Here is an 11,822-nt window from a genome sequence, read left to right on the forward strand (position 1 = left end):
TGTGGTGCGCGAAGGATCGAAAGGTATCGCACGTCACTCACCCCGCTACACCGGGTCCCCTTTTAGGTACGAACAGCAAGATCGTCCGATGTGAAATCCTACGAAAAAGCCCCGCCGACCTGCGCGAACGCAGATCGGCGGGACTTCCCGAAAGAGTGAAGTGCTACGCCTCCGGGGCCTTGACGGGCTCGTCGACACCGTCCGCCTGCCGCTTGCCCAGGAGCGAGTGCCGCCGGCTGTAGGCGAAGTAGATCACCACGCCCACGACCATCCAGGCGACGAACCGCAGCCAGGTCAGCACCGTCAGGTTCAGCATCAGCCACACGCAGGCGAGGATCGCCAGGATCGGGATCAGCGGGACCAGCGGCACCTTGAACGCGCGGGGCAGGTCGGGCCGCGTCCGGCGCAGGATCAGCACGCCCGCCGAGACCAGCACGAAGGCGAACAGCGTGCCGACGTTGACCATCTCTTCGAGCTTGTCCGCCGGGAAGAAGCCGGCCGCGAGGGCGACCAGGCCGCCGACGATCAGCGTCGCGCGCTTCGGCGTGCCGTGTTCGCCCGTCTTGGCGAGGCCGCGCGGCATCAGGCCGTCGCGCGACATCGCGTAGATGATCCGGACCTGGCCGAGCATCAGCACCATGACGACCGTGGTCAGGCCGGCCAGCGCGCCGAAGGAGATGATGTTGGCCGCCCAGTCGACGCCGTTCGCGGAGAACGCCGTGGCGAGGGTCTTGTGGCTGCCGTCGCCCGCCTTCGTCGAGAGGTCCTTGTACGACGTCATGCCGACGACCACCAGCGAGACCGCGACGTACAGCACGGTGACGATCGCCAGCGAGCCCATGATCCCGCGCGGGACGGCCTTCTGCGGGTTCTTCGTCTCCTCGGCGGTGGTCGCGACGATGTCGAAACCGATGAACGCGAAGAACACCAGCGAGGCACCGGCCAGCAGGCCGAAGACGCCGAACGAGCTGCTCGCCCCGCCCGCGATCAGCGAGAACAGCGACTGGTCGACGCCGGTTTCACCCGCGCCACCGGTCTCGCCCGGCGGGATGTACGGCGTGTAGTTGGCGCCCTTGATGTAGAAGATGCCGAGGATGATGACGAACAGCACGACGGCGACCTTGATGCCGGTGATCACCATCGAGACCCGCGACGAGAGCTTCGTGCCGACGGCCAGCAGGGTCGTCAGGACCGCCACGACGAGCAGCGCGCCCCAGTCGACGGTCACGCTGCCGATGTCGAACGTCGTCTTCGTGCCCTTGCCGAAGAGGTAGCCGAGCACCGTCTCGAGGTAGACCGACCAGCCCTTGGACACCGCGGCCGCGCCGACGGCGAGCTCGAGGATCAGGTCCCAGCCGATGATCCACGCCATGAATTCGCCGAAGGTGGCGTAGGAGAACGTGTACGCGCTGCCCGCGACCGGCACGGTCGAGGCGAATTCCGCGTAGCACAACGCCGCCAGCGCGCAGGCGATCGCGGCGAAGACGAAGGCCAGCGAGACCGACGGGCCGGCGTAGTCGCCGGCCGTGCGTGCCGTGAGCGTGAAGATGCCGGCACCGATGACGACCGCGACGCCGAAGACCGTGAGGTCCCACGCGCTCAGGTTCCGCCGGAGCTTGGTGTCCGGCTCATCGGTGTCCTTAATGGACTGTTCGATCGATTTAGTGCGCCACAATCCCGTTCCGGGCACCGTTGACCTCCTGCGGCTGGCCTGCATGTATCGCAGTAGGTCACCCTATCGGGTCAGCCGCGTGACGGCTCGCCGAGAAGTCCTCGTATTACTTCGCGAGGCTGCGGTCGAGGTCCGGTTCGAGGTAGATCAGCTTCGCGACCGGCACCTTGGCGCGCACGCGGGCCTCGGCGTCGTCGATGGCCGAGGCCAGCTCGGCGGTGTCGAGGCCGGGGACCATCGCCAGTTTCGCGGCGACGAGCAGCTCGTCCGGGCCCAGGTACTGGGTGCGGATGTGGATGACGCGCTCGACCTTGCCCGCGGCGAGCTCGTCGACGATCGTCGCGAGCACCGGCTCGGTGGCGCCTTCCCCGATGAGCAGGCTCTTCATCTCGACGATGAGGATGATCGCGATGACGCCGAGCAGGACGCCGATGGCGAGGGTGCCGACGCCGTCCCAGACGGGGTTCCCGGTGACAACGGACAGCCCGACACCGAGCAGCGCCAGGACGAGGCCGATCAGCGCGCCGGCGTCCTCGAGGAGGACGACGGGCAGCTCGGGCTCCTTGGCCTGGCGGATGAAGCCCCACCACGTGGCGTCGCCCTTGATCTTCTTGGACTCGCCGATGGCGGTGTAGAAGCTGTAACCCTCCAGCCCGACGGCGACGAGCAGGATGACCACGGCGACGATCGGCGACTCGAGCGGCTCGGGGTGGCCGACCTTGTGGACGCCTTCGTAGATCGCGAAGGCCGAGCCGAGGGTGAAGAGCATCAGCGCGACGATGAAGGAGTAGAAGTACCGGTCCCGGCCGTAGCCGAAGGGGTGCTCCTTGTCGGCGGCCCGTTTCGACGTCTTCTGGCCGAGCAGCAGCAGGCCCTGGTTCGTGGTGTCGGCCAGCGAGTGCACGGACTCGGCGAGCATGGACGACGACCCGGTGACGAGGAAGCCGACGAACTTCGCGGCCGCGATCCCGGCGTTCGCCCCCAGCGCGGCGATGATCGCCTTGGTTCCGCCTCCAGCTGACACGACCGCTCCCCTGCCGAAGTTCCCGAATTGCCGGGTTGGAGCCTAGAGGACCCTGATCGGTTCCCGCGCCGCACCGCCCGGTTTTGCGGCTCAGCCGACAGTGGGGACCGGCGGTCCGGCCGATCCTCGGCCTGGTCCTGTCGGGGCCCTCCGCGCTGGTGGCCGCTCCGACCGGGGCCACCGGCGACCCGCGAGAAGCGGCCCTTGGTGCCGTCGGCCGCGGCGGATTTCGGCGACCCGGCGCCCTGGGGAGGCGGCCCCGGCCGGGGCCACCCTTCGCCGGCGAGCCTGCCGCCTTCGGTGAACCGGCCCGTTTCTGTCGGACCCCTTCGCTACGGTGGGCCGCTCCGGCACTGGGGAAGGTGGACATGGCTCACTTCGGCGTGCTCGGGCCGCTCGCCGTCGAAGCGCCGCCCGGGCACTGGGTCGCGCTGCGCGGTGATCGGCAGCGGACCCTGCTGGCCGTTCTTCTGCTCAACGCCAACCAGCACGTCCACGTCGACGTGCTGGTCGAAGCGCTGTGGCCGGAGCGGCCGCCGAAGTCCTACGCCTCCAACCTGCACACCTACCTCTCGCGGCTGCGCGAACGCGTCGACGGCCTGCGCGTCGGCCACGGGCCGCTCGGTTACCGGCTGCGCGTCGAACCCGGTGAGCTCGACCTGCTCGTCTTCCGGGCGGCCGTCGCGGACGGGCAGCGGGCCGGGGACGCCGTCGCCGCGTCGGGGCACTACCGGCGGGCGCTCGGGCTGTGGCGGGGGCCGGTGCTGGCCGGGCTGCACGTCCCCTTGCTCGACGCCGATGTCGCGCGGCTGGAGTCCGAACGGCTCGCCGTGTTCGAAGACTGCGTCGACGCCGAACTCACCGCGGGCCGTCACGGGGAGCTGACCGGTGAGCTGCAGGCCATGATCACCGAGCACCCGCTGCGCGAACGGCTGGCCGCGCAGCTGATGATCGCGCTGCACCGGGCCGGGCGGCAGGGCGACTCGCTGGAGATCTACCGGCGGCTGCGGACCACGCTGATCGAGGAGCTGGGCGTCGAACCGGGCGCTGAAGCCCGCCGGGTGCACGCCGCCGTCCTGCGCGGTGAGGATCCCGTGCCGCGCATGCCGCCGCCGGTCTGGCCGGTGTGCCAGCTGCCGCCGGACATCGCGGACTTCACCGGCCGCGAAGCCGAACTGGCCGAGCTGACCAGCGTGCTGGGTAACGGCGACGGCGTACCGGTCGCCGTGCTCAGCGGCGAACCGGGCGCGGGCAAGAGCACCCTGGCCATCCGCGCCGCGCACCGGCTGCGGGCGCGGTTCCCGGACGGCCAGCTGTACGTCCCGCTGGGGCGCGACATCGGCGAGGTGCTGGCCGACCTGCTGCGCGCGCTCGGCGTGCCCGGCCCGGCGGTGCCGGACGACGTGCGCGCCCGCGCGGCGGTGTTCCGCGGCCGGCTGGCCGACCGGCGGGTCCTGGTGGTGCTCGACGACGCCGTCGACCCCGAGCACGTCCGCGCGCTGCTGCCGGGCACGCCGGGCTGCGCGGTGCTCGTGACGAGCCGGCAGCGCCTGAGCGGCCTGGCCGGCGCGCACCGGCTGGCGCTCGGCCCGCTGTCCGGCGACGAGGCCGCCGAGCTGCTGAACCGCCTCGCCGGGGCGCGCGTGACCCGCGAGCGCGCGGACGCGGGCCGGATCATCGCGGCGTGCGCCCGGCTGCCGCTGGCCCTGCGGATCGCGGGCAGCAGGCTGACCATCCGCCCGCACCTGCGGCTGGGCGAGCTGGCCGACCGGCTGGAGGACGAGGTCCGCCGCCTCGACGAGCTGACCGTGAGCGACCTGGCCGTCCGGAGCAGCATCGCGCTGAGCCACGAAGGGCTGCGGCCGCCGGCGCGGCGCGCGTTCGGGCTGCTGGGGCGGTGCCGGCTGACCGACCTGCCGGCGTGGGCGGTCACGACGCTCATCGGCACGCCGGACGCCGACGAAGCGGTCGAAGAGCTCGTCGAAGCGAGCCTGCTGGAAGCACGCGGACCGGACGCGACCGGCGAGGGCCGGTACCGGATGCACGACCTCGTCCGGCTGTACGCGGCGGAAGGGCCGGCCGAGGAGGGCGGCTCGGCGACGGTGCTGGCGGCGACCGTCGCGCTGGCCGGCGCGGCCGCGGCCCGGCTGCCGCGCACGCTGCCGATGCCGGCGGTGGCCCACGAGCCGCTGCCGCAGCCGTTGCCGGGCGCGTTGGTGTCGCGGCTGCTGGAGCGTCCGGAGGACTGGTTCGCGGCCGAGCGCGCGAACCTGATGCGGCTCATCGGCTCGCTGGACGCGCGGGAAGCGTTGCTGCTGCTGGACAAGCTGAGCGTGTACCTGTACCTGCACGGCCACTACGCGGACATGCGCACGGCGTACGAAACGGTGCTGGCGGCCGCCGCCGACCGCGCGACGGCGGTGCTCGCGGAGGCGCACCTGGCCCTGCTGCGGCACGCGCGCGGCCACTACTTCGAGGCGGCGACGGCGTACCGCTCGTGCGCGAAGGAGCTCGAAGCGAGCGGCGACCGGCGCACGCACGCGTGGGTCGCGGCGAACCTGGCGCACTGCCTGATCGGGCTGGGCCGCGCGGAAGAGGCGTTGCACACCGCCGCCGAAGCCCGCGAACTGTTCACTGTGGACGGTCAGCCGGAGGCACACCTGGTCCGGGCGGCCGAATCGGCGGCGCTGCTGCGGCTGGGCCGGGTGGCGGACGCGCACGACGTCGACCGGCTGGCGCTGGCGGCGGCCCGCGCGACGGACGACCCACACCGGATCGGCGTGGCGTTGCACGGGTTCGCGTGGTCGTCGCTGCTGACGGGCGCGGACGAGGAGGCGGCGTCGGCGATCGCGGAGTCGGTGACGCTGCTGCGCGGCACGCCGGCGCGTTCGGCGCTGGCGAAGTCGTTGCGGACACTGGGCGCGATCTGCGCGGCGACGGGAGCCCGCGCCCGCGCGACGGCGGCGTTCTCGGAGGCCCGGGAGCTGGCCCGTGACCTCGACGAACGGCCCCGGGAGCTGTCGTGCACGCGCGCGATAGCGGCGGGCTGGATCGGCGAAGGCCGCGCGGCGGAAGCGATCCCGGTGTTGCGGGCGTGCCTGGAGGAGTTCCGCTCGATGGGCAGCCGGTCGGCCACGGGGTTGACGTGGCTGGTGCTGTCACGAGCGTGCGAAGCGGTGGGCGACCCGGCATCGGCCCGCGAGGCGGCTGAAGAGGCGGAGAGCTTGACCGACCCGCGAGACGCGAGCGCGGCGCTGGTGCGGCGGGCGTTGGTGGCGCTGACCGAGCCCGGGAATGAGCCGCGCCCGAGCAGCCTCCGGTGAACGCCCCTCGTCCCCACCGAACGCCACCCCGGCGCACCCCTGCTCCTCGACTCGCGAGGAAACGGGGTGGTGCCGCCCCCTCGCGGCACCACCCCAAGCCCACGGACGCCGGGCCCCGCGACCGGCGTCACCCCCAGCGGGCTAACGGACCTTGCGAGCCTTCGCGTACCGGTTGATCGCCGGCAGCCACGACAGCACCACGGCCACCAGGCCCGTCACCACGACCAGCCACGCCACGCCGCGGATCGCCGCCGTCCCGCCCTCGATGTCCGTCGCCAGGCGTACCGCCACCCCCGCGTTGGCCAGCGCCGCCAGCGTCAGCAGCACCCGCACCCAGACCGCTCCCCGCAGCGCCGACAACCCCCACACCAGCAGCACCACGCCGAAGAAGACCGCCAGCCCGCCGCGGACCTGCAGCGTGCTCTGCACCTCGTCCGCGGCCGCCTGCAGGAGGGCGCCGCCGTCGGCCTTCACCGAGTCCGCCGACGTTCCCGTGATCGCCGCGATCGTCCGCGCCGAGACGTCCAGCGCCATGTCCCGGCCGCCCACGAAGTACAAGACCCCGTCGACGATCGCCGCCAGCGCCGACAGCACGGCCACCCCCACGAGCGCGAGCAGCGCTCCGGGCCGGGACGGCGCCAGGACCGGGGCAGGCTGGGGAAGCCCGGTCGCGGCATCGGGATAGGAAGTCACAAGCTCGTTCTCCTCGAAAATCGCGCGTTGGGGCGTAACAACCACCCCTACGAGCGATAGTGGAGAAGAGCACCACACGGAACGCACACAGAAGTGCGTCAGTCCTCGCAGGTTCCCGCCGTAGCCCGGAACAGCTGCGCGCGCTCGCCGCCGAGCGGGCGGACGTGCACCGGCGGGTCCGCCGCCGGCAGCCACACCGACTGACCCCGCCGCAGCTCGACCTTCTCGCCGTCGTCGGCCGTCACCAGCAGGTCGCCCGCCGTGCACAGCAGGATCTGCGGGCCCGCGCTGTCGACCGAGATCTCGTCGTCCTGACCCGCGGCCCATTCGACGCGCGAGAGCTCGAACTCCGGCGCGTCCGTCCGGTACACCGAAAGCCGGTCGCCGCCGTCGCCGCACTGGACCGGCATCTCGCCGCACGCGAAGTCGACCACGCGCAGCAGCTCCGGCACGTCCACGTGCTTCGGCGTCAGCCCGCAGCGCAGGATGTTGTCCGAGTTCGCCAGGATCTCCACGGCCGTGCCGTGCAGGTAGAGGTGCAGGTTGCCGGCCGGCAGGTAGATCGCCTCGCCCGCGCGCAGCGTCAGCCGGTTCAGCAGCAGCGCCGCGAGCACGCCCGCGTCACGCGGGTGCGCCTCGCCGAGCTCCAGGATCGTCCGGCACTCGACCGCGAATTCGCCGTGTTCCTGGACGTGCCGGACGCAGGCGTCGAGCACCTCCGGCAGCAACGAGTCCAGCGACGCCTGCGGCAGCGTGATCCACGTCGTGAACAGCGCCCGCAGCCCGGCCGGGTCCGGCTGCGCCTCCAGCAGGCCCGTGTACTTCGCCAGCCCGGGTGTCTCGATCGCCTTCAGCAGCTTGACCGTGCGGTCCGGGGCGCGGAACCCGGCCAGCGCGTGGAACTCCGTCAGCGCGCAGACCAGCTCCGGCTTCGCCGTCGGGTCCGGGTAGTTGCGGTTCGAGGCGTCGCGCGGGATGCCCAGCTTCTCCTCGCGGGCGTGCCCCTCCGCGGCCTGCGCCGCCGACGGGTGCGCCTGCATCGACAGCGGCTCCTCGGCCGCGAGGATCTTGAGCAGGAACGGCAGCCGCCCGCCCCACCGCTTCGCGCAGCGCTCGCCGAGCTGGCCGAGTGGGTCGGCGTCCACCAGCTCGAGCAGGCTCCGCTCGGTCCCGTCGGGGCCGATGACGTGCGACGGGTCGCCCGGGTGGGCCCCCATCCACAGCTCGGCCTCGGGGTGCGGCGCGGGTACCGGACGGCCCAGCAGCTCGGGGATCGCCGTCCGCGATCCCCAGGCGTAGGGCCGCACCGCGTTGCGCAGCAGCTCCACTGTCACCTCAACTCCACTCCTTCGGCGCCGGCCGGGGCCGGTGCTCGGCGGGTCTCACGCCGTCGCGGGCGCGAAGCGACCCGCGCCGCCGATGCTGCCCGCCGCCAGCCCGAGATAGACCGCCGCCAGTTCGAACCGCAGCGCCAGCACCGCGGCCCGCACGATTTCGTCCGCCTCGATCTCCTCGGCCGGGGCGATGACGTCCGCTCCCGGCAGCAGATCCTCCGCTTGGTAGCGCGCCGCGTCCGTGGCCGGACCGGTTCGCACCGAGAGGAGCAGCACCCGGGTGGGGATGTCACCTGATGGATCGTCCGGATCGGCGAAGATGTCACGCTCCGCGCCACTTGATTGCGCCGCCCGCCGCAATGCGGGACGCGCCAGCGCTTGCCGGTAGTCCTCGACGTCACAGACAGTAGCAGCGTGCGCGGCAAACGCGTGCGCAGCGTGTTCGCCGACGGCGACCGCGACCGGGTCCAGCCCCCACAGCAGCGGCACGCGGTCGGCGACCCGCAGCGCGAGCGCCTTGGCCGGGTTCGCGAACGACTCCCGGGCGAGGTAGTCCTTCTCGGCCTCCAGGTCGAGCTGGTCGGCCAGCACCTGGACGTCGGAGATCAGCAGGCCCAGCGCGTTCGCGGTGAGCAGCCCGGCGGCCAGGCCGCGCGGGAACGCCAGTTCCGGCGGCACCGGGATCCGCGGCGCGAGCAGCACACCCTTGCCCGCGACGGCGGCTGCCACCGGCCCTTCCGCCGGCGCGGAGAGCACCACCGAGGCGCCGTAGCGGGCGGCTCGCTCCAGCGACGCGGCGAGTTCGCGGTCGCCGGGGTCGTCGGTGTGCGCGAACACGACGTCGAGCGCGCCGATCCAGCTCGGCACCACCTCGGCGACGACCACCGGCACCGGGCACGACGGCGCCAGCAGGGCGGCCAGCAGCCGAGTGAGCGTGCGGCTGACACCGGGCCGGTCGATCAGCACGACGGCGCGCGGGCGGCCCACGTCGAGCCGTTCGGCCAGCTCCAGCTCGGCCGCCAGCTCCGCGGTCGCCCGCACCTGGGCGCCGGCCATCGCGGCGGCCCGGAGCAGCCCCGAGCTGTCGGCCTCGGCCAGCCGCCCGGGGTCGTCCAGCAGCGAGTCGTCAAGCACTGTCGGCATCGGATTTTCCGTTGTCGCCAGAGAGGGTGGCTTCGTCGAGGAGCAGCACCGGGATCCCGTCACGGACCGGGTACACCCGGCCGCATTCGGTGCACGTCAGCGCGTCGGCCTCGGGGTCGCCCGGCGCCCCGGGGCGCAACGGGGCGTGATCGGGCGACGGGCACGCCAGGATCTCGAGGAGCTGGGCGTCGAGCGTGATGGCCATGGTTCCTCCATACCACGCAGAGGGGTGTGGTGAAGGGCACCTTCCGGACACGGTTGCGCCCTTCACCGGGGACGGTCAGTTGCGGATGATCGCGAGTACCTCGTCCACCAGCCCCTGCACGGCTTCGGCGTTCGCGGCTTCGACGTTCAGCCGGAGCAGCGGTTCGGTGTTCGACGGGCGCAGGTTGAACCAGGCGCCGCCCGGCAGCTGCACGGTGAGGCCGTCCAGCTCGTCGATCTCGACGCCGGAGCGGGCACCGAAGGCGTCCTTGACGGCCATCATCTTCGCGACCTGGTCGTCGACCGTGGAGTTGATCTCACCCGAAGCCGCGTAGCGCGAGTACGCGCTGGTCAGCTCGGACAGCGGGCCGGTCTGCTCGCCGAGCGCGGCGAGGACGTGCAGCGCCGCCAGCATGCCGGTGTCGGCGCGCCAGAAGTCGCGGAAGTAGTAGTGCGCGGAGTGCTCGCCGCCGAAGATGGCGCCCGTGCGGGCCATCTCGGCCTTGATGAACGAGTGGCCGACGCGGGTCCGGACCGGCTTGCCGCCGTGCTCGGAGACGATCTCGGGCACGCCCTTGGACGTGATCAGGTTGTGGATGATCGTGCCGCCCGGGTCCTTGGCCAGCTCGCGCACGGCGACCAGCGCGGTGATCGCGCTCGGCGAAACCGGCTCGCCGCGCTCGTCGACGATGAAGCAGCGGTCGGCGTCGCCGTCGAAGGCCACACCGGCGTCCGCGCCGACCTCGCGCACCTTCGCCTGCAGGTCGACGATGTTCGCCGGGTCCAGCGGGTTGGCCTCGTGGTTCGGGAAGCTGCCGTCGAGTTCGAAGTACATCGGGACGACGTCGATCGGAAGGCCGTCGAACACGGTCGGGACGGTGTGGCCGCCCATGCCGTTGCCGGCGTCGACGACGATCTTCAGCGGCCGGCTGCCGGACAGGTCGACGAGGTTGCGCAGGTAGGCGGCGTAGTCGGCGAGGACGTCCCGCTCGCTCACGGTGCCGCGCTGGCCCTCGAAGCCGGGCACGCCCTGCTCGACGGTGTCGCGGATCTCGGCGAGGCCGGTGTCCTGGCCGACTGGGGACGCGCCCGCGCGGCACATCTTGATGCCGTTGTACTTGGCCGGGTTGTGGCTCGCGGTGAACATCGCGCCCGGCAGGTTCAGCGAACCCGAGGCGAAGTAGAGCTGGTCGGTGCTGGCCAGCCCGATGCTCACGACGTCGAGGCCCTGCGAGGTGACACCCTCGGCGAAGGCGGCCGCCAGGCCCGGCGACGAGTCCCGCATGTCGTGCCCGATCACCACCGCCGGCGCTTCCGGCTTGATGAGCAGGGCGAACGCGGCGCCGAAGTCGCGGACGAGGTCCGCGTCGAGCTGCTCGCCGACCACGCCGCGAATGTCGTAGGCCTTCACGATGCCCGAAAGGTCTGGCACGCCGTCTCCCCGCGAATAGTCGTCCCGGCGCCCGCTGCGCCGCGCGGAAAGCCTACCGGCGGTGGTGGTGGGTTACGCGTTCAGGCGCGACCGGGGAGGACGCGCAGGTGGCCGCGGCGCCCGGACGGGCCCTCCGGCTCGGGCGCGGGGGCCGGCTTGCCGGGGCGGCCGGCCTCGCGCACGGCCTCGGCCAGCGCCGTCAGCTCGTCCGCCGACGGGTCCGGCGCGGCGAAGGCCCCTTCGTGCCGGACGACTTCCCAACCCTTGGGGACGGTCAGCCGCAGCGCGTGGGCTTCGCAGAGGTCGTAGGAGTGCGGCTCGGAAGCGGTGGCCAGGGGGCCGACGACGGCGGTGGAGTCGCTGTAGGCATACGTCAGCGTGGCCACAGCCGGCTCGAGGCAGCCGGTACGCGAACACTTCCGTACGTTCCGCACGATCGGAAACGATAGCGCGTCGCCGCAAGCTAGTAGGAGCGACACGCGCTGGGACGCGCCGACCGCATAGACTTCCGGGGTGGCGACGGCTCGTGACTACCGACAGCGGCGGCGTTCGCGACGGGACCGGCACGGCCGGGGCCTGCGCGGGACGCTGTACCCGGCGACCCTGCCCGCCGCCGCGAGCCGCGCGGAGCGGTTCGACGCGCTGGTGCTCGACGCACTGGAACCGATCGAGGCCCGGTGGCGCCACGAGCTGACGAAGCTGGACGTGGCGGTCGACGACGTGCCGGAGGTCCGCGAGAACGGCCGCGCGCCATCGGACGGCGTGCTGCACGACGGCGCGGTACCGCTGTCGCGCCTGGTCCCGGCGGGGGTGGACCGGACGGGCATGCCGACGCGGGCGCGGATCGTGCTGTACCGGCGGCCGCTGGAGGCGCGGGCCAAGGATCCGTCGGAGCTGGCGGATCTGGTGCACGACGTGCTGGTAGAGCAGGTGGCGGGGTATCTCGGCGTGGAACCGGACGTCATCGAAGGCGAGTAGCGGCACTTTCACGTGAAAG

Annotated in this window: 10 protein-coding genes; 2 read left to right on the forward strand and 8 right to left on the reverse strand. The window is 72.5% G+C overall.

The window, feature by feature from the left end; genetic code table 11:
• Positions 1-163: 163 nt before the first annotated feature.
• A complete protein-coding gene (locus tag BLV96_RS15275; protein WP_086677680.1) occupies positions 164-1,690 on the reverse strand; it encodes an amino acid permease in 1,527 nt (508 codons plus the stop codon).
• Between the two features lie 88 nt (positions 1,691-1,778).
• Entirely contained in the window at positions 1,779-2,696 is a 918-nt protein-coding gene (locus tag BLV96_RS15280; RefSeq protein ID WP_086677678.1) for a cation diffusion facilitator family transporter, read from the reverse strand.
• 368 nt (positions 2,697-3,064) lie between these two features.
• Here BLV96_RS15280 and BLV96_RS15285 point away from each other — a divergent pair, with 368 nt between their 5' ends.
• Entirely contained in the window at positions 3,065-6,019 is a 2,955-nt protein-coding gene (locus BLV96_RS15285) for an AfsR/SARP family transcriptional regulator (RefSeq protein WP_086677676.1), read from the forward strand.
• A 141-nt stretch (positions 6,020-6,160) separates the two neighbouring features.
• On the opposite strand, the gene BLV96_RS15290 is transcribed toward BLV96_RS15285, so the two are convergent.
• The 6 genes from BLV96_RS15290 to BLV96_RS15315 all read right to left on the reverse strand — a co-directional run bounded on the left by BLV96_RS15290 (position 6,161) and on the right by BLV96_RS15315 (position 11,259).
• Entirely contained in the window at positions 6,161-6,712 is a 552-nt protein-coding gene (locus BLV96_RS15290) for a hypothetical protein (protein WP_091389197.1), read from the reverse strand.
• Positions 6,713-6,810: 98 nt separating this feature from the next.
• Entirely contained in the window at positions 6,811-8,040 is a 1,230-nt protein-coding gene (manA, locus tag BLV96_RS15295; protein WP_086677673.1) for a mannose-6-phosphate isomerase, class I, read from the reverse strand.
• Positions 8,041-8,094: 54 nt separating this feature from the next.
• Positions 8,095-9,189: a serine/threonine-protein kinase gene (locus BLV96_RS15300; protein WP_167379604.1), complete on the reverse strand. Its 1,095-nt coding sequence runs from the start codon at positions 9,187-9,189 to the stop codon at positions 8,095-8,097.
• The gene (locus BLV96_RS15305; protein ID WP_086677669.1) at positions 9,173-9,394 is read right to left on the reverse strand and encodes a Trm112 family protein; all 222 of its coding nucleotides are present in this window, start codon (positions 9,392-9,394) and stop codon (positions 9,173-9,175) included. The genes BLV96_RS15300 and BLV96_RS15305 overlap by 17 nt, the downstream gene beginning before the upstream one ends.
• Before the next feature lie 75 nt (positions 9,395-9,469).
• Positions 9,470-10,825, reverse strand: coding sequence for a phosphomannomutase/phosphoglucomutase (locus tag BLV96_RS15310; RefSeq protein WP_086677667.1), 1,356 nt, complete (start codon positions 10,823-10,825; stop codon positions 9,470-9,472).
• 80 nt (positions 10,826-10,905) lie between these two features.
• Complete coding sequence (locus BLV96_RS15315) at positions 10,906-11,259, reverse strand: DUF3499 domain-containing protein (RefSeq protein WP_086677666.1); 354 nt, start codon at positions 11,257-11,259, stop codon at positions 10,906-10,908.
• Positions 11,260-11,338: 79 nt separating this feature from the next.
• On the opposite strand from BLV96_RS15315, the gene BLV96_RS15320 reads away from it, so the two are divergent.
• A complete protein-coding gene (locus tag BLV96_RS15320; RefSeq protein WP_167379605.1) occupies positions 11,339-11,803 on the forward strand; it encodes a metallopeptidase family protein in 465 nt (154 codons plus the stop codon).
• Positions 11,804-11,822: the final 19 nt, after the last annotated feature.

The sequence above is a fragment of the Amycolatopsis pretoriensis genome (assembly GCF_900107925.1).
In the GTDB taxonomy this organism is placed as follows: Bacteria; Actinomycetota; Actinomycetes; order Mycobacteriales; family Pseudonocardiaceae; genus Amycolatopsis; species Amycolatopsis pretoriensis.